This is a genomic window from Streptomyces sp. NPDC002309, assembly GCF_053593375.1.
On sequence record NZ_JBSFCI010000002.1, the window covers coordinates 221,154 to 238,688 of the forward strand.

Below are 17,535 nucleotides of genomic sequence, written 5' to 3' on the forward strand. Positions count from 1 at the left end.
TACGGGGCATTGCTAAGCGATACTCGTCCTGTGAAGTGGTTCGAGCAGGTCCAGGCTGCGGAACAGCGCCGGGATTGGGACGCGGCCATCGCGTTGGTAAGCGCCCATGCGGAGTGCTACTCGACCAATCCGTCCAGGCACAACAGCCATCTGTGGCACATGGATCTGCTTGTCCGTGCAGAACGGCTCTCGGAACTCACAGAGCGCGCTCTCACGGATGTTCACGCACGCCGGAGACTCAACAGAGCGCTTCGCGAGCGGGGGATGGAGGCGGCCCTGCGCAACCGCGCCGAAGCCGGTGATCGTGATGCCCTGTACGTCCTTGTTCGGCTGCTGTGTGAGACGAGTCGGCCCCAGGAAGCCGATCGAGCGGTCCAAGACCTCGGCCCGGACGATCAGTACGCACACCAGATCGTGGCCCGCTTTCAATCGTGATCGCGGTACTCGGTCGGTTACTGCTTCCTGGCGAAGCTGGCGCCCTTACTCCCCTAGCTAGGGCAACTGTCAAGTGGGTCATTGATGTCTGACACCAGCGGCTGACACCAACAGCGGCGGACGAAGGCGGATCAGGGGGAACCCTAGCGACCACTCTCGCGCCGCATGGCGGCCAAGATTCCAGTGCCTAGAGTTCGCAATGATCGACCTGATAAGGATGAGGCCAAACGACAAAACCCGTGCCGTCGGGGCGCTGCCTCCAAGCGATGGCCAGCACCCCTTGAGCTTGCTACGGCTGCTTTCGCTCCAGGACGTAGGCGCTGCGGGAGTCGGGGTCGCCGAAAAAGAAGTACAACATCAGCTGTTTCTTGTCGTCGCGCTGCAACTCGAAGGTCCACGTGTAGGTCTCGGGTGCTGGCTCATGCTCGGACGACGGGTCGAGACGCTCAGCGGTATCCGGAGTGCGCGTGGCCGAGGCCATGCGCGAGGTGAGAGTCAGCCGGACATGCTGACCGTCGTTCCACCCGGTGCGCTCGCCGGTGAGCTCCCACTCGCCAGTTCCTGACAGCCGCCACCTGTCGTCGAAGTCGAACTCCTGACCGTCCAGGAGGCTGATGACTGCTTTTCCGTCAGGCCGGAGAGTGACCTCCGTGCGGTCGATACAGAGCCACGAACCCACGATCTCCGCCCGCTTCGCGTCATGCACCGCGGGCACCTCGTCGTACATGTGCGGATTGCATCCCACCAGTACGAACAGGCAGGCGATGGTAGCCGCGATCCGCCGTGCCGGGCCAGGTGAGTTGGTGTTCACAGTCCGGCCTCCCGCCACGGCACCACAAATGACTGCGATTCGACCGGGGGTCGATCACGCGCTTGTCATCCTGCCAGCGCTATTGAACATGTTCAACTTCGCCGGGCTGCATGGGGGATGCCTCGCGCTCCCGGGTACGTGCCACATCCGTGCCAGATCGAGCGGGGACTCATGGGGAACTGCGGTGGCCAGCAGTGACAGCAGCCGGTATCTGCCGAAGTCGGCCTACCGCAGGTCGGGGCCCAGCTCCCCCCACCTCGCTCCTAAAGCGGTGGCTTCCTGGCAACCAGCGGCCGTGGCCAGCTAACGCAGGCCACGAGTGCGCTGCCGTCGTCGGCGAGGAAGAGCAGGGTAAACCGTGTCCGATTGCCAGGATCGATCAGCGCTGTGCGCACAGGCCGGCCATATTCCCTGATGAGCTGCACTGCTCGCTCCAGGCCAGAAGGTTCGAATCCGCGCATCCGCATGCGCTGAAGTCGGCGACTGAAGACTCCGGCATGCACACCAGTGGGTTGCACCCGCTCCTCCACCGAGTAAGGGGCGCCGCTGCGGAGGGCGGCCAGAGCTATCACGGACGCCTCGTCATCACCGATCAACAGCGATTCCAACACATGCCGTTCCACGGTCACCCCGTTTGGATCGTTGCGGTACAACAGCCAGGTACCGCAACCCTAGTAGCCGCCCCCGCACGGTAGCGTCCCTCCGGGCCCGCCCAGCGGCCGGTATGACCCCCGCTGACCGATCCCGCTAGAGCTACGGATCAGAAGGTGCCCGTACCCGATCGTGCGGGGAACTCGGGGAATCACGGTGCCGAGCGGGCACCACTCAGCGCAACGGCCCCCGACCCTTTTCACCTGTGCACAATTGCAGCGTGACCGACATCGTTGAAGCCGCCTGGCGCAAGATCCTGGCAACCGCCGGGGAGCGCACCCGGCCGGGGGGTTCGCCGCTCCTGGGGCCGTTCACCAAGATGGTGCAAGTGGCCTACGCCGAGCCGCAGCTTCGTCAGCTCTGCCCGTGGGCGGGAATGTGGGAGCTGCACTTCAGCAGGTGCACAGGGTTCCGTCCCACCTGGGACATCCCCTACATCGGCACTCTGACGGACGGCCGGTACTACGTCGAGGGACCGCATCGCAGCAGCCCGCGGATCGCCGAAACGGACAGCGCGCAGGCCGCCGTAGCCATGGTCATCGAGCGACTACCACCAGGCTGCGGGCCAGCCTTTATGGGAACCGCTGAGGAGCTGGCGGCTTACGAGAGGAAGGCGGACCCGAGCGAGAGCAACAGTCGATGAGTTCCGCGAGGGCGTCTCTGGGTCGTCCGGGGGCGATCCGACAGCAGCAGGTCGCAAAAGCCTGGAGATCATGCATTTGTCAAGGTCGTCGGTTGGGGCTGACACCAACGCCTGACACCAACAGCGGCGAACGGCAGCGGTCCGCCAAGGATGGCAGCGGACAGCGAGTCGAGGTACATAGCAGGTTGACCTTCGCCGCAGATCCTGCATGATCGACCTGATAAGGATGAGGCCAGACCTCAAAATCAGATCTCAAGATCGTGCGCAGGACAAGGCTTGCCGACGCAGCCCCCACGCCCTGAACCGGCCACTCACGAAGATGCCGACGCCGGCGGACAGCGCAATCACCACGATGGAGCCCTCGCCTTCCACTGTGACGTGCTGGCCCTGGGGCGCCGATGCCACCACAAGAGCGCTGATCCCAGCGAAAGTCACGGCTGCTACGGCAAGGAAGATCGCTATTTCAGCCCACCACATTGCCCGCGTCGGTCGAGTCGCCATGGCGCAGTTGTACCTCACGCCTTCCCGCCGTCTCGCAGCAAGGTCGAATCCAACCGCGGGCAGCCCCGCATGACTGTCTGACCAGCCGAGCAGACCCAAGCGACCGCCCCCGCCCGTAGTTCGCATCGAGGAGGCCAGACGCCGGGAAGCAGCTACCCCAGGGGTACCCCCGGGGCCGCCTGTGGGCCGTCCGAGGGTGGCCGACGACGACAACTGACGACAGGCGACAACAGCCCCGCCCCTGCTCAGAGGCGACGCACCGTGAACTGGTGCAGGCGCCCATCAGTGAAGGTGAGTTGAGGAACTCCAGAGCTTGCGCGCAGGATGGCCGGCATGACCTCCATCGAGCGCCCCTTCCTCAACCCCCGCCTCGCCGAGTTCGGGACGACGATCTTCGCGGAGATGTCCGCGCTGGCCCTGCGCACGGGCTCGATCAACCTGGGCCAGGGTTTTCCCGACACCGACGGTCCCGAGGAGGTCCGCGAGGCGGCCGTACGGGCCCTGCGGGACGGGCGCGGCAACCAGTACCCGCCCGGCCCCGGCATTCCCGAGCTGCGGGCCGCCGTCGCCGCGCACCAGGAGCGCCGTTACGGACTGTCCTACGACCCGGACACCGAGGTCCTGGTCACCGCGGGCGCCACCGAGGCCATCGCCGCGGCGCTGCTGGCGCTGGTGGGGCCCGGTGACGAGGTCATCGCCCTCGAGCCGTACTACGACTCGTACGCGGCGTGCATCGCGATGGCGGGCGGCACCCGGGTGCCGGTCACCCTGCGGCCGGACACCGAGGGGGACGCCGCGTTCCGGCTGGACCTCGACGAACTGCGCGCCGCCGTCACCGACCGCACCCGCCTGCTGCTGATCAACACCCCGCACAACCCCACCGGCACCGTGCTGACCCGGGCGGAGCTGACCGCCGTCGCCGAGCTGGCCGTCGAGCGGGACCTGCTGGTGGTGACCGACGAGGTGTACGAGCACCTGGTCTTCGACGACGCCGAGCATGTGCCGCTGGCCGCCTTCCCCGGGATGCGGGAGCGCACGGTGACGATCGGTTCCGCCGGCAAGACCTTCTCCTTCACCGGCTGGAAGGTCGGCTGGGTCACCGCCGCGCCGGGGCTGGTCACGGCGGTGCGCTCGGCGAAGCAGTACCTGACCTACGTGGCGTCGGGGCCGTTCCAGTACGCGGTCGCGGAGGCCCTCGCGATGCCCGACCCGTACTTCACCGCGTTCCGCGACGACATGCTGGCCAAGCGGGATCTGCTGGTCGCGGGCCTGTCGGACGCGGGATTCCGGGTCTACAAGCCGGCCGGCACGTACTTCGTCACCACCGACATCCGTCCCCTCGGCGAGAGCGACGGCATCGCCTTCTGCCGCTCCCTGCCGGAGCGCGCGGGTGTCGTCGCCATCCCGAACGCGGTCTTCTACGACCACCGGGAGGAGGGGGCACCCTTCGTACGGTTCGCCTTCTGCAAGCGGACCGACGTGCTGGAGGAAGCCGCGGCCCGGCTCAAGACACTCGGTGGTTAGCGGGCGGACACGTCCGGGGCGGAGGCCCGGGGTGCCGTGGCGCGAGTCGCCCGTCCGCCCCGGGTTCGGGACGCGGGAGCTGGTCGAGGTCCAGGGTGCAGGTGCGACCGTCGGCCGGCGGAGTGCGCGGTCACGGCGCGGCGGGCGGCGGCGCGTCACGGAACCCGGCGACGTGGGCGGGCGGCCCGTCGCATCCCGGAAACAGCAAAGCCCGGCCCGAGCACCTGGCCGTGTCGGCCGGTGCCCTGACCGGGCTCCCGAAGGGCCCTGGGCCGTCCTACTCGTCGCCCTCGGGCTCGTCCGAGTCGTTGATCTCCTTCTCCAGGCCGAGCTGCTCGACCAGCCAGCGGTCGAACTCGATCGCCGCGCGCACCCAGCTGACCGTCGACGAGACGAAGTGCTCGAGGCTGACGCCGGTGCCGATCAGCATCTGGGCCTCGCCGATGAGACGGACCGTGCCGTCGTCGTGGGTGTGGCTGTAGACCTTCGGCCACAGGGTCCGCCGGTTCCAGTCGTCGATGGACTCCAGAAGCTGCGGCTTCTCGTCGATCGGGTGGGGGCGGTCGTAGAACGTCCGCACCGAGAAGACCTGCTGGTCGTCCTCACCGCGGAACATGAAGTACGTACGGAACTGCTCCCACGGCGCCGCGAGGTCGCCCTCTTCGTCGACGACGTACTTCAGCTCCATCTGGTCGAGGAGCTGCTTCACAAGGTCCTGATCCGGGACGACGGGGCCCGCCGGCCCTTGGGGCTCGGGCTGGGGCTTGCCCCCGAAGTTCGGAATCGAGGACGGGTCGATGGTCACCGTGAATTTCCCTTCGTACGGATTCCGCCATCCTCCCCCATGCGGGGAGGGGGGTGGCAAGCCCCGCTGTAGTCTGTCCGCCCTCGGCGGACGTGATCCCGCCGGTCGGCCGGTGGGAGGCATTCGGGTGGGGGCCATGGCAGAGGTGCGGGACGGCGCGGCGACAGGGCGGGAGCTGCCCCGGGGGCACACCCGGTGGGGCGTCTTCACCGCGATCGCGACCGTGCCGCTGCTGATCGCGGGCACCCTCGTGGCCGGACTGGTGGCGGCCTTCGTCCTGATCGACGACGAGGAGGCCGGCGGCTACGTCCCCGAGAAGACGGACTGCACGCGGGCCCTGGCCTTCGGCGGGGCGGCGCTGCCCGAGGGCGCGCGTACCGAGTCGTGCACGGTCTCGCGCGGGATCGACAGGGGCTACACGGCGGTCTTCCGGATGCCGCGCGCGGACGTGAGCGGCTGGCTGGCCGGCACCTATCCGGACGCCCCGGCGCCGGGGAGCGTGTGCGAGGACGCCGACGCGGACCTGTGTCTGGACCTCGGGCTCTCGGACGCCCTGCCCGGGCCCGCCGGCGCGCACGCCGTACGGGTGGCGGTGGAGCACGAGGACGCGCGGACCGCGCTGGTGCGCTTCTCGGCGTTCACGATGTGACCCGGCGAACGAGGATCACAAGGTGCACGACGAGCACGGCGATCACGCCGAGAAGCGCACCTGCCGCGGCTAGAGCGTCTTGCCGGTCGCCGGTCCCACGATCAGCCCGTCACCGAAGGCGTCCACCCGGACCGTGTCGCCGTCCTTGACCTCGCCGGAGAGGATCTCCTTGGCGAGCCGGTCACCGATCGCGGTCTGGACGAGGCGGCGCAGCGGGCGAGCGCCGTACGCCGGGTCCATGCCCTCGTCGGCGAGCCAGGCCAGGGCCTCTTCGGTGATCTCCAGGGTGAGCCGGCGTTCGGCCAGCCGCCGGGCCAGCCTGTCGATCTGGAGCCGGGCGATCCGGCTCAGCTCGTCCTTGTTCAGCGCGGAGAAGACGACCAGGTCGTCGAGGCGGTTGAGGAACTCCGGCTTGAACGACGTCCGGACCACCTCCAGCACCTGCTCCTTCTTCTCCTGCTCACTGCTGATCGGGTCCACCAGGAACTGGCTGCCCAGGTTGGACGTCAGCACCAGGATGGCGTTGCGGAAGTCGACCGTCCGCCCCTGGCCGTCCGTCAGCCGTCCGTCGTCCAGCACCTGGAGAAGGACGTCGAAGACCTCCGGGTGCGCCTTCTCGACCTCGTCGAGCAGCACGACGCTGTACGGCCTGCGCCGCACCGCCTCCGTCAGCTGGCCGCCCTCCTCGTAGCCGACGTACCCGGGCGGGGCGCCGACGAGGCGGGCGACACTGTGCTTCTCGCCGTACTCGCTCATGTCGATGCGGACCATGGCCCGCTCGTCGTCGAAGAGGAAGTCGGCGAGCGCCTTGGCGAGTTCGGTCTTGCCGACGCCGGTGGGGCCGAGGAAGAGGAAGGAGCCCGTGGGCCGGTCCGGGTCGGCGATGCCGGCGCGGGAGCGGCGGACGGCGTCGGACACCGCGCGCACGGCCTCGGCCTGCCCGATGAGCCGCCTGCCGATCTCGTCCTCCATGCGCAGCAGCTTCCGCGTCTCGCCCTCCAGCAGCCGCCCTGCCGGGATCCCGGTCCAGGAGGCGACGACGTCCGCGATGTCGTCGGAGCCGACCTCCTCCTTCACCATGGTGTCCCCGGCGACCTCCTCCTCGGCCTCCGAGGCGGCCTCCAGGTCCCGCTCGAGGGCCGGGATCTCGCCGTACAGCAGCTTGGAGGCGGTGTCGAAGTCGCCGTCGCGCTGGGCACGTTCGGCCTGCCCGCGCAGTTCGTCGAGCTTCTCCTTGAGCGCGCCGACCCGGTTGAGGGACTGCTTCTCCTTCTCCCAGCGGGCGTTCAGGCCGCGCAGCTCCTCCTCCTTGTCGGCGAGGTCGCGGCGCAGTTTGTCCAGGCGCTCGCGGGAGGCGGCGTCGGTCTCCTTGCCGAGGGCCAGCTCCTCCATCTTCAGCCGGTCCACGGCGCGCTGGAGCTCGTCGATCTCGACCGGTGAGGAGTCGATCTCCATACGGAGCCGGGAGGCGGCCTCGTCGACGAGGTCGATGGCCTTGTCGGGCAGGAAGCGGGAGGTGATGTACCGGTCGGACAGGGTCGCGGCGGCGACCAGGGCGCTGTCCGCGATCTGCACCTTGTGATGGGCCTCGTAGCGTCCCTTCAGTCCGCGCAGGATGGCGATGGTGTCCTCGACGGACGGCTCGGCGACCAGCACCTGCTGGAAGCGCCGCTCCAGCGCGGGGTCCTTCTCGATCCGCTCGCGGTACTCGTCGAGGGTGGTGGCACCGACCATGCGCAGCTCACCGCGGGCGAGCATGGGCTTGAGCATGTTGCCCGCGTCCATGGCCGAATCGCCGCCGGCCCCGGCGCCCACGACGGTGTGCAGCTCGTCGATGAAGGTGATGATCTGCCCGTCCGAGTCCTTGATCTCGGCGAGCACGGTCTTCAGCCGCTCCTCGAACTCACCGCGGTACTTCGCCCCGGCGACCATGGCGCCGAGGTCGAGCGCGACGAGCCGCTTGTCGCGCAGCGACTCGGGCACGTCGCCCTTGACGATCCGCTGGGCGAGCCCCTCGACGACGGCGGTCTTGCCGACGCCCGGCTCACCGATCAGCACGGGGTTGTTCTTGGTCCGCCGGGACAGCACCTGCACGACCCGCCGGATCTCCTGGTCCCGCCCGATGACCGGGTCGAGTTTGCCCTCGCGGGCGGCGGCGGTGAAGTCGGTCCCGAACTTCTGCAGGGCCTTGTACGAGCCCTCCGGGTCGGCGTTCGTCACGCGGCGTCCGCCGCGCGCCGTGCGGAAGGCCGTCAGCAGCTTCTTCGCCCCGGCGCCGTGCCGGCTCAGCACGTCGCCCGCGGCGCCGCCCTTCGCGGCGATCCCGATCAGCAGATGCTCGGTCGAGACGTACTCGTCCCCGAGCTCCTGTGCCCTGGCCCGGGCATCGGCGAGCACGGCGAGCACGTCGCGGTTGGGCTGCGGGGGCGCGACGGTGGAGCCGGCCACGCTGGGCAGCTGCGCGAGGACCTTCTCGGTGTCGGCGCGTACGGCCGCCTGATCGGCGTCGGCCGCGGCCAGCAGGTCGGTGACGTTCTCGTTCTCCCGCCCCTGGAGCAGAGCGAGGAGCAGGTGGGCGGGGGTGAGGTCGGCATGCCCCTCGGTCACGGCCCGGCTGCCGGCCGCGTTGATCGCGTCCCGGCTCCGGTTCGTCAGCTCGGCGTCCACGTGTCCGTTCTCCTCCTTGCGTGAGCGACTGACTCAGCCAACTTCCACAAAGTTGAGTCTATTCCACTCAAGGGCATGGAGGCGGAACGACCCGGAGCCTCAGGGAGTACGCGGAGGAAGCCCGGAACGCGCCATCGGCATCGAGCGGCACTTTTCGGCCACACTCGAACGGGCATCGGATAGGCCGGGATAGCGCGAAAAATGCGCAAAAACTGCAGCGGCGTCACCGTGTTCAGGTCACGGTGACGCCGCTGCGGGGGGAAGCACCTGAGCGATCTGTTACGACGGGGGAATCGCGTCAGGCACTGCGGGGGGTGGCCGAGATGGTCCTGGGACCGGAGGTTTCCGGCTCCGCCAGACGATGGTCCCGCTGGTCCAGGTTCACAAAGATCATTCCGTACCGGATGGCGCACCGCACCGGCTGCGGCGCCCCCCGAGGCCGCCGCAGACACCGGTACGCCCGCACGTCGTCGTCATCGTCCCTGGTGACGACGACGGGCTCGCCGAACACGGTCACCATCAACGAGTCACCGCTGTGGGGGATGGCGGTGGCCAGGTCGATGAAGTGCCAGCCGGATCGATAGGCCGTGGCCATCTCTCTCCGGAAGGACCGATCGTCGGGCGGAGTGGTCATGGTCAGTCCCAGGTGGTGTCAGCCGGGAACGCCAGGGCGTTTCCGTCATCGGACACCGCTGATGCCGGCCGCACGTCCGTCGCCGCGTCGCTCTTCGCCGCGGAGAGGCCACTCAGCGTTCCGAAGGCCACAACGGCGGAGAAGGCGGCGACAAGCACCGAGCGAAGCATTCTCTTACGCATAGTCGGCTTCGTCCTCACTTGAAGGTCCCCTCTTCCCCCGTCGGATAAGACGATGGCTCATTCAGGCACGTCATGGCCACACAATCGATGCATCATGTTCCTGCATGTTCAGGACCCTGGGGGGTGGAGATTTGGCATCGAACGGGACGAAGGCGACACATCCTCACGCGGTGGCCGAGCTGTGTGACGAAGGCGGTCGTCTCTATGCCAACGCCCTCCGTACAGGGCGTATCGCCCGTACGGAGGTGGAAGCCGCACCGTGCCTGATGGAATTCGCCCTGCTCCACCCCGATCCGGACGATCCGAACTGGCTGCTGCCGCTGCCGCCGTCCGTCGCCCTGGCCCAGCGGCTCAATCCCATTGAGCGCGAGATCACCGAGCGCCGGCGGACGTCCATCGAACTGGTCGACGCCTTCGAGCCGTTCATGACGCTCAGCGCCCAGCAGATCACGCCCGCGCACTCGATCACGGTCCTGGAGGGCCTGGACCGGATCAACGGCGCGCTCGACCTGGCCACCGCGCAGTGCCGGTCCGAGGTGCTCACGGTGCAGCCGAGCCGCGGCAAGCGGCCCGAGAACCGGCTCATCGAGGCGATGGAACGCGACCGGACGCTCATCGAGCGCGGAGTCCGCATCCGGACGCTCTACCAGCACACCGCCCGCTACAGTCCGGAACGGCTCGCCTACATGGAGCAGTTCACCGACGGCAAGGCGGAGTACCGCACCATCGACGAACTGGTCGAGCGGCTCATCATCTGCGACGAGAGCGTGGCCTTCATCCCGGTCCGCGACGACCGCCAGGTCGCCCTGGAGCTGCGCCACCCCGGCCTCGTCGGCTATCTGATCAAAGTGTTCGAGTTCATGTGGAGCCGCGCGGTCCCGCTCAGCGCCGGCGCCCCCTACGAGACCGCGCCCGACGGCATCTCCGAGGTCCAGTACTCCATCGCCAAGCTGCTCGTGGAGGGCCACGTCGACGAGGCCATCGCCCGGCGTCTGGGCATGAACGTCCGCACCTGCCGGGCCCACATAGCCAAGCTGGCCACGGCCCTGGGCAGCGGCAGCCGCGCCCAACTGGGCTACCTCATCGCCCAGTCGGGAATGCTGGAACGGGAGCAATGAGGCCGGGGCACCGGGGCGGGGGCGGGGTGTCGGGGGGCGCGTGGAGTCGGGGGGCGTGGTGTCGGAGTGCCGGGCGCGGGAACGCCGGGGTCGAGGGATCGGGATGCGGGGCGCCGGGAACGTCGGGGTCGGGGGATCGGAAAGCGGGACTCCGGGGCGCCGGGGTCGGGAGCGTCCGGGCCGAGTACTCCGACGACAGCGGCACCGGCGCCGGGAACCCCGACGACAGCAGCACCGAGCCCCGTAGAGCACACGACAGCAGCACCGAAGCCGCCGGTTGCGGCGCGGGAGACGGAAGCTGTGGCGCAGGGGACGCCGAGCGCCGTCAGGACCGCGTCGAGAGCCCGGGCGCGGGGTTTGCGGGGTTTCCGGTCAGGCCAGGGCGCCGAGGGCCGGGAGCAGGCTCTCCAGGGGCTCAGCGCGCCGTGGGGGACCCTTGGTCGGGGAGGGTGAGCTCCGCGGCGGAGAGCGGGCGCGCGGGCCCGTCCAGGCCGACCTGCGCTATCCGGACGCCCAGCTGCGTCCGGCTCGCCGCCCCGAGCGTCTCGGAGAGGCGGGCGATGTGGGCGCGGCAGGTGCGGACGCTGATGCCGAGCCGCTCCGCGATCACCGCGTCCTGATGCCCCTCCGCCAGCAGTGCCGCGATGGACTGCTCGCGGTGCGAGATGCCCTCGATGCCCGTGTCGGGAAGCGCCGCCGTGAGGGGGATCGCCGGCCGCCAGAGGCGCTCGAAGACCGTCACCAGGTACTCCACCAGCGCCGGGTGCCGCAGTTCCAGGGCCATCGTGCGTTCGGCGTTCGCCGGGATGAAGGCGACCGTGCGGTCGAACAGAATCAGCCGGTCGATGACCTCGTCCAAGGTCCGGGCCTCGACCGCGTCGCCCATCAGCTCCAGGTAGTTCAGCAGGCCCTGCCCGTGTCGCGCGACGTGGTTGTAGAGGTCGCGCATCCGCACACCCCGGCCGCGCAGCGCCAGCGCCCGGTGCAGGCCTTCCGACAGTTCGTGCTCGCGCCGGATGCCCCCGGGCTGCACGGTGAGCACCTCGGTCGTGCAGGCCGCCGTGGCCTCGTCCAGCGCCGCCTGGATGCGTGAGGGTCCGTCCAGGACCCGCAGGGCCATGCCCTCGGAGGAGGACACCTGGCCGCCCAGACCGGCGTACCACTCGAAGGCCGCGACCGCCGAGCCCACCCGTCGCTGGCTGACGCTGATCTCGTCGTACACCCCGCGCAGCAGCCGGGTCATGACCTCCTGCGGGGAGGTCGGGACCAGCCAGTCCATGTCGTCGGGGTCGGGGTGCAGCAGCGCGAGTTCCAGCAGACAGGGCACCGGCTCCGCGTCGCGACGCGGCACACGGCCCCGCCGTACGGCCCGGGAATACACACGATCCCCGGCCTCGCACAGTCGGTCAGCACCATGCGGATGCTCGTCCGTCCCGTGCCCGGCCATGGCCCATTCCACCCCCGGTTCCGCCTCTTCCGCAGCGCAACTATGCGCGGACCGGACCTGCTCCGCAACACGGCTCCCTGCGGGGCGACTACGGGAAACCGCCGCTATGGCCGGAATTCCCCCTACCCCGGTCCCTCACCTCGCGACAGGCCGAAGGTGGCGTGTTCAGGCTCCGCCGAGGCCCGGGACGCCCGGCCGCGCGACCCGGACCGCACCCGGAAAATTGACCGGAAGAATGACCGAAGGGGCGGCGCGCTCTCAGCGCGAACCACCCCTTCACCCACCCGTGTGCCCGGCCCCACTACGTGAGTTGAAGCTCCGCGCACGCGTCCTTGTACTCCGCCGCGCAGATCTCCTCGATCTTGTGGATGCCGTCCGCGACGACCGTTTCCTTGATGTTCTCCCGCGTCAGCGCCACCACCGACACCAGCTGCGCCGGGATGCCCTTGTGGGTGGGGCTGTCGACCCGGTCGCGGGCCAGGGCGTCGAACTGGATGTCCCGGCTCTGCACCTTGGCCACGGCCATCTCCGCGGCGGCCTCGGCCTCCTGCGGGTAGGACTTGTAGACGCTCATGTACTGCTCACCGGAGACGATCCGCTGCACACCCGCGAGTTCCGCGTCCTGCCCGGTGATCGGCGGCATCTTGGTCAGGCCGGCCGCCTCCAGGGCCTTGATGACGCCGCCGGCCATGCCGTCGTTGGCGGCGTACACGGCGGCGATGTTGTCCTTGCCGATCTTCCCGATCGCCTCGGCCATGTTGGCCTCGGCGTTCTCCGGCTTCCAGTCCTTGGTGTCGAAGGTCTGGGCGATCGTCAACTTGCCGGTCAGCTCGGACAGCGCGCCCTGCTTGAACTGCTTGGCGTTCGGGTCGGTGGGCGAGCCGTTCATCATGACGATCTTGTCGGAGCTGTCCATGCCGCTGCCCAGCGCGTCGATCAGGGACCGGCCCTGGACCTCGCCGACGAGTTCGTTGTCGAAGGAGATGTACGCGTCGATGGGACCCTCGGCGAGCCGGTCGTAGGCGATGACCGGGATACCCGCCTCCTTGGCCTTCTCCACGCCGCTCGCGATCGCGTGCGAGTCCACGGCGTCCAGCAGGATGACGTCGACCTGCTCGTCGATCATCTGCTGCATCTGGCTCGCCTGCTTGTTGGCGTCCGCGTCGGCGTTCGCGTACCGGACCTCGCCCTGGTTCTTGGTGAGCTCGGCGACCCGCTCCCTGATGATCGGGTAATCGAACTTGTCGTAACGGGTGTTGGCCGTCTCCGGCAGCAGCAGGCCGACGGTGATGTCGTTGCCCTTGGTCGGGCTCGCGTCGCTGGCGTCGCCCGTCGCCCCCAGTACGCCACAGCCTGCCAGCGACAGGGTCAACGACGAGGTGACCACGGATATGGCGATACGACGACGCATGGATGAGCCCACTTCTGCTGCTTCCGGAGGTGGCCGCGACACTGCGGCCCGGATGACTGAAAAGCCAACGCGTCGGCGCCCCTCAGCGTCAAGGGAAATCACTTAACGAGATGGCAACATCACGTTCCGCTTAGCTCGTGAACACGCCGCGAAACCTCCTCCCGAGACCCTTTACGACCCCTCCATGGACAGGGAGTTGAGGCACAGAAGCGGAACCGTACAACCAATCCTCTTCTCCGCAAGTCGTGATCACGAGCGCTCCCCGCGCTGTCCCGCTCCCGACAGAGGACCGAATGAACCCAGCCAGACGCACGACGACGGCAGCCGCCACGGCCGTCGTGTTCGCCACCGCGGGCGGCCTGCTCACCACCGCCGCCGCTCCCGCCTCCGCGGCGGTCTCCTGCACCTCGCCCGTCTTCAAACGGCAGTTCTTCGCGAACACCAATTTCTCGGGCACCCCGAAGAGGACCGACTGCGACAGCGCGGTCAGCGAGAACTGGGGCACCGGGGCCCCCGCTTCGGGCCTGCCGAGGGACAAGTTCGGCGTCCGCTGGTCGGTGACCCGGGACTTCGGCTCCGGCGGCCCGTTCACCCTGACGGCGTCCGCGCAGGACGGGATACGGGTGTACGTCGACGGCAAGCTCAAGGTCGACCTGTGGAAGAACGTGTCGACGACCACGACGAAGACGGTCGACCTCACCCTCTCCAAGGGCCCGCACAGCCTGCGCGTCGACTACGTCAACTGGACGGGCGCCGCGAACGTGAGGTTCGCCTACACGCCCCGGACTTCGCCGAGCATCGACAAGGTCGCACCGCTCGCGCCGACCGGCGCGGCCGTCTCGTACGACACCGCCACCGGCAAGGCCAAGGTCACCTGGGCGAAGAACAAGGAGATGGACCTCGCCGGTTACCAGGTCTACCGCCGCCTCAAGGGCAGCGACACCTGGACGAGACTGACCACGACCGCGGCCACCTCGTACACCGACGCCCCGCCCGCCACCGGACAGACCTTCTCCTACCAGGTACGCGCCCACGACAAGGCCGGCAACAAGTCGGGCGGCAGCGCCGAACGGTCCGTCACCACCCTCGACAAGACACCGCCCGCCGCGCCGGTGCTGACGGTGACGAGCACCGCGAACGCCAACAACCTGTCCTGGTCGGCCCCCGCGGACGTCGTCGCCTTCTCGGTCTTCAGCAAGAAGAGCTCGGAGACGACCTGGACCGAGCACCCCGAGACCACCGAGGCGAGTTGGTCGGACACCTCGGCGCTGTACCGCGTGTCGTACGACTACAAGGTCCTCGCCTACGACGCGGCCTGGAACCAGACCTATTCCGCCGTGGTCAGCGGCGTCCCGACGATCACCCCGCCGCGGAACGTCACCGCCACCACCCCTTCGTACGGCGCGGTGATCAGCTGGAGCGAGCCCGCGGAGAAGGACACCGAGACCTACTCGGTGCGGCGCTCGCCCGCTCCGGCCGACGGCACCCGCACCTGGACGAGCGTCGACTGCCGCGACCGCGCCACGAGCACCGACCCCTCCGGCAACACGGTCCACAGCTGCACCGACTACGACGGCGACCAGGGCGCCACCTACGCCTACGTGGTGACGCGCAAGGACATCCACGGCCGCTGGTCCGTCGCGTCACAGGAGATCCTCGTCACCCGCCCCGGCGACGAGATCGCCCCGCCGGCCGTGACCGATCTGACCGCGCAGGCCCTGGAGTACGGCGTCAAACTCGACTGGGACGCGAGCCCGGTGGAGGACCTGGCCGAGTACTGGATCTACGAGCAGTCGCATCCGCAGCAGCACCCCGACTACCTCCGCACGGTGGACGCCACCAAGTCGGAGACCCTGCTGCGGATGCCGGCCGACGGCGAGCAGAAGCACTACGTCGTCATCCCCGTGGACCGGTACGGCAACGCCGCGACCTTCATCGGCGACATCGAGGACGACGGGACCTACTGGAGCGACCCGGTCTCCGCGGTCTCCGTCACCGAGCTGGACCTCCGCCCGACGACCGAGGCCCCCGAGCCCACGGCGTGCGATCTGGGCGCGTTCGTCGACCGGTCGGGCAACGTCCTGGTGGACCCGTACTGCTACGGCTCGGCCTTCACCGAGGCCGACGGCTACCACGTCCACCGCTGGGACCGGGCGACGAACACCTGGGTCCGTCTGACGGAGACGCCCGCGACGACCTCGTACTGGACCGACACCAGTGCGCCGGCCGGCACCACCGTCCACTACCTGGCCTCCTTCACCAAGGAGGACGGCACGGAGGCGTTCACGGACGTGGCCACCGCCGCCACCCTGCCCAGCGGCACCTGAGTCGAAGAGCACAGCGAAGGGGGCCCGGCGGTTCTCACCGAACCTCCGGGCCCCCTTCGCGTACCTGCGTTCCTGCCTAGTCCTTGGCCTTCTTCGGGCGCCACACCACCAACGCGCTGGTCTGCTGGACCTCCTGGTACGGCACCAGGTCGCGGCGGTAGGACGCGTGCACCGCGGCCTCGCGCTGCTGCATCGCCGCCGCCGCGCCGTCCAGCCCGGCCTGGAGCTCCGCGACGCGGGACTGAAGTGCCGCGACCTGGTTCTCCAGTTCGATGATGCGTTTGATGCCGGCCAGGTTGATGCCCTCGTCCTGCGACAACTGCTGCACCTGGCGGAGCAGTTCGATGTCGCGGGCCGAGTAGCGGCGGCCCCGGCCGGCGGTGCGGTCCGGAGACACCAGCCCCAGCCGGTCGTACTGGCGCAGCGTCTGCGGGTGCAGGCCGGACAACTGGGCCGCCACCGAGATGACGTAGACCGGGGTCTCCTCGGTCAGTTCATAGGGGTTGCGTCGACGGCCGTTGATGTCCATGGCTTCACTCATGCTCCCTTCGCGGCCTGGAACAGCTCCGCCCGCGGATCCTCGTCCGCGGTCGCCTCGCGATACGCCTCCAGCGCGTCACGAGCCTTCCCCGTCAGGTCCTTGGGGACACTCACCTCGACGGTGACGAGCAGATCCCCCCGGGTGCCGTCCTTGCGGACCGCGCCCTTGCCCCGGGCCCGCATCGTGCGGCCGTTCGGCGTGCCCGGCGGAAGCTTCAGGGTGACCGAGGGCCCGCCCAGGGTCGGGACCCTGACCTCGCCGCCGAGTGCCGCCTCCGTGAACGTCACGGGGACGACGACGGTGAGGTTGTCGCCCTTGCGGCCGAACACCGGGTGCTCCTTGACGTGGACGACCACGTACAGGTCGCCCGCCGGGCCGCCCCGCTCGCCGGGCGCGCCCTTGCCGCGCAGGCGGATCCGCTGGCCGTCCGAGACCCCGGCCGGGATGCGCACCTGCATGGTCCGCGAGGACTTGGCGCGTCCGCTGCCCTTGCAGACCTCGCAGGGGTTCTCCGCGATCAGGCCGCGGCCCTTGCAGTCGGGGCACGGGTCGGTCAGCGAGAAACCGCCGCCGGAGCCGCGCGCGACCTGGCCGGTGCCGACGCACGTCGGGCACACACGGGGTGTGCCGTTGGCGTCGCCGGTGCCGGAGCACGCCTTGCACGGCGCCTGCGAGGACATCCGCAGCGGGACCGTCGCGCCCTCGATCGCCTCGGTGAAGCTGAGGGTGACCTCGGACTCGATGTCCTGTCCGCGCCGCGGCTGGGTCCGGGTGCCGGTCGTGGGGCCGCCCCGGTTGAACAGGCCCCCGAAGACATCACCGATTCCGCCGCCGAAGCCGCCCGCCTGCCCGCCCTGGCCCTGGGCGCCGCCGAAGAGGTCGCCCAGGTCGAAGTTGAACGAGCCGCTGCCCGCGCCCGGCCCCGGGCGGAAGCCGCCGTTGCCGAACAGGGTGCGCGCCTCGTCGTACTCCTTGCGCTTCTTGGGGTCACCGAGGACGTCGTTCGCCTCGGAGATCTCCTTGAAGCGTTCCTCGGCCTTGGCGTTGCCCTTGTTGGCGTCCGGGTGGAACTCGCGGGCGAGCTTGCGGTACGCCTTCTTGATCTCGGCCTCGGTGGCGTCCTTGGGGACGCCGAGAACCTTGTAGTAGTCCTTCTCGATGAAGTCCTTGGTGCTCATCCTCGACGTCC

General features: G+C 69.2%; 15 protein-coding genes. 6 read left to right on the plus strand and 9 right to left on the minus strand.

Features of this window, described 5'->3' with window-relative positions:
* Nucleotides 1-30 precede the first annotated feature (30 nt).
* Nucleotides 31-435: a hypothetical protein gene (locus ACWCPM_RS02525; RefSeq protein WP_450974277.1), complete on the plus strand. Its 405-nt coding sequence runs from the start codon at nt 31-33 to the stop codon at nt 433-435.
* Between the two features lie 289 nt (nt 436-724).
* Here ACWCPM_RS02525 and ACWCPM_RS02530 read toward each other — a convergent pair whose 3' ends face one another.
* Entirely contained in the window at nt 725-1,246 is a 522-nt protein-coding gene (locus ACWCPM_RS02530) for a hypothetical protein (protein WP_450974278.1), read from the minus strand.
* A gap of 871 nt (nt 1,247-2,117) precedes the next feature.
* Between ACWCPM_RS02530 and ACWCPM_RS02535 the strand changes: the two genes are divergently transcribed.
* Complete coding sequence (locus ACWCPM_RS02535) at nt 2,118-2,540, plus strand: DUF6193 family natural product biosynthesis protein (RefSeq protein WP_450974279.1); 423 nt, start codon at nt 2,118-2,120, stop codon at nt 2,538-2,540.
* An 825-nt stretch (nt 2,541-3,365) separates the two neighbouring features.
* A complete protein-coding gene (locus ACWCPM_RS02540) occupies nt 3,366-4,565 on the plus strand; it encodes a pyridoxal phosphate-dependent aminotransferase (RefSeq protein WP_450974280.1) in 1,200 nt (399 codons plus the stop codon).
* Nucleotides 4,566-4,842: 277 nt separating this feature from the next.
* Here the strand turns inward: ACWCPM_RS02540 and ACWCPM_RS02545 are convergent, their stop codons facing one another.
* The gene (locus tag ACWCPM_RS02545) at nt 4,843-5,370 is read right to left on the minus strand and encodes a YbjN domain-containing protein (RefSeq protein WP_450974281.1); all 528 of its coding nucleotides are present in this window, start codon (nt 5,368-5,370) and stop codon (nt 4,843-4,845) included.
* 136 nt (nt 5,371-5,506) lie between these two features.
* On the opposite strand from ACWCPM_RS02545, the gene ACWCPM_RS02550 reads away from it, so the two are divergent.
* Entirely contained in the window at nt 5,507-6,019 is a 513-nt protein-coding gene (locus ACWCPM_RS02550; RefSeq protein WP_450974282.1) for a hypothetical protein, read from the plus strand.
* A 69-nt stretch (nt 6,020-6,088) separates the two neighbouring features.
* On the opposite strand, the gene clpB is transcribed toward ACWCPM_RS02550, so the two are convergent.
* From clpB to ACWCPM_RS02565, 3 genes are all read right to left on the minus strand, one after another.
* Nucleotides 6,089-8,686, minus strand: coding sequence for an ATP-dependent chaperone ClpB (gene clpB / locus ACWCPM_RS02555; protein ID WP_450974283.1), 2,598 nt, complete (start codon nt 8,684-8,686; stop codon nt 6,089-6,091).
* 298 nt (nt 8,687-8,984) lie between these two features.
* Nucleotides 8,985-9,320, minus strand: a complete 336-nt coding sequence (locus tag ACWCPM_RS02560) for a hypothetical protein (RefSeq protein ID WP_450974284.1) — start codon at nt 9,318-9,320, stop codon at nt 8,985-8,987.
* 2 nt (nt 9,321-9,322) lie between these two features.
* Entirely contained in the window at nt 9,323-9,520 is a 198-nt protein-coding gene (locus tag ACWCPM_RS02565; RefSeq protein ID WP_450974285.1) for a hypothetical protein, read from the minus strand.
* Between the two features lie 86 nt (nt 9,521-9,606).
* On the opposite strand from ACWCPM_RS02565, the gene ACWCPM_RS02570 reads away from it, so the two are divergent.
* Nucleotides 9,607-10,620 (plus strand): helix-turn-helix transcriptional regulator, encoded by a 1,014-nt coding sequence (locus ACWCPM_RS02570; RefSeq protein ID WP_450974286.1) that lies wholly within the window; start codon nt 9,607-9,609, stop codon nt 10,618-10,620.
* Between the two features lie 415 nt (nt 10,621-11,035).
* On the opposite strand, the gene ACWCPM_RS02575 is transcribed toward ACWCPM_RS02570, so the two are convergent.
* Both ACWCPM_RS02575 and ACWCPM_RS02580 read right to left on the minus strand, forming a co-directional pair.
* Nucleotides 11,036-12,067, minus strand: a complete 1,032-nt coding sequence (locus ACWCPM_RS02575; RefSeq protein ID WP_450974287.1) for a LuxR C-terminal-related transcriptional regulator — start codon at nt 12,065-12,067, stop codon at nt 11,036-11,038.
* A gap of 301 nt (nt 12,068-12,368) precedes the next feature.
* Nucleotides 12,369-13,478, minus strand: a complete 1,110-nt coding sequence (locus tag ACWCPM_RS02580; RefSeq protein ID WP_450974288.1) for a sugar ABC transporter substrate-binding protein — start codon at nt 13,476-13,478, stop codon at nt 12,369-12,371.
* Nucleotides 13,479-13,771: 293 nt separating this feature from the next.
* Here ACWCPM_RS02580 and ACWCPM_RS02585 point away from each other — a divergent pair, with 293 nt between their 5' ends.
* The gene (locus tag ACWCPM_RS02585) at nt 13,772-15,805 is read left to right on the plus strand and encodes a PA14 domain-containing protein (protein ID WP_450974289.1); all 2,034 of its coding nucleotides are present in this window, start codon (nt 13,772-13,774) and stop codon (nt 15,803-15,805) included.
* A gap of 76 nt (nt 15,806-15,881) precedes the next feature.
* On the opposite strand, the gene ACWCPM_RS02590 is transcribed toward ACWCPM_RS02585, so the two are convergent.
* Both ACWCPM_RS02590 and dnaJ read right to left on the minus strand, forming a co-directional pair.
* Nucleotides 15,882-16,334 carry a heat shock protein transcriptional repressor HspR gene (locus ACWCPM_RS02590; RefSeq protein ID WP_450974384.1) on the minus strand — a complete coding sequence of 151 codons (453 nt, stop codon included), beginning with the start codon at nt 16,332-16,334 and terminating at the stop codon, nt 15,882-15,884.
* A gap of 8 nt (nt 16,335-16,342) precedes the next feature.
* Nucleotides 16,343-17,524, minus strand: coding sequence for a molecular chaperone DnaJ (gene dnaJ / locus ACWCPM_RS02595; protein WP_450974290.1), 1,182 nt, complete (start codon nt 17,522-17,524; stop codon nt 16,343-16,345).
* Between the last annotated feature and the right edge of the window lie 11 nt (nt 17,525-17,535).

Excerpts from the sequence above, each read along its gene's own strand:
- ACWCPM_RS02540 (WP_450974280.1), top strand. The coding sequence starts at position 3,366 with ATGGCCGGCATGACCTCCATCGAGCGCCCCTTCCTCAACCCCCGCCTC.
- ACWCPM_RS02550 (WP_450974282.1), top strand. The coding sequence starts at position 5,507 with ATGGCAGAGGTGCGGGACGGCGCGGCGACAGGGCGGGAGCTGCCCCGG.
- ACWCPM_RS02560 (WP_450974284.1), bottom strand. The coding sequence starts at position 9,320 with ATGACCACTCCGCCCGACGATCGGTCCTTCCGGAGAGAGATGGCCACG.
- ACWCPM_RS02570 (WP_450974286.1), top strand. The coding sequence starts at position 9,607 with ATGTTCAGGACCCTGGGGGGTGGAGATTTGGCATCGAACGGGACGAAG.
- ACWCPM_RS02575 (WP_450974287.1), bottom strand. The coding sequence starts at position 12,067 with ATGGCCGGGCACGGGACGGACGAGCATCCGCATGGTGCTGACCGACTG.
- ACWCPM_RS02580 (WP_450974288.1), bottom strand. The coding sequence starts at position 13,478 with ATGCGTCGTCGTATCGCCATATCCGTGGTCACCTCGTCGTTGACCCTG.
- ACWCPM_RS02585 (WP_450974289.1), top strand. The coding sequence starts at position 13,772 with ATGAACCCAGCCAGACGCACGACGACGGCAGCCGCCACGGCCGTCGTG.
- ACWCPM_RS02590 (WP_450974384.1), bottom strand. The coding sequence starts at position 16,334 with ATGGACATCAACGGCCGTCGACGCAACCCCTATGAACTGACCGAGGAG.
- dnaJ (WP_450974290.1), bottom strand. The coding sequence starts at position 17,524 with ATGAGCACCAAGGACTTCATCGAGAAGGACTACTACAAGGTTCTCGGC.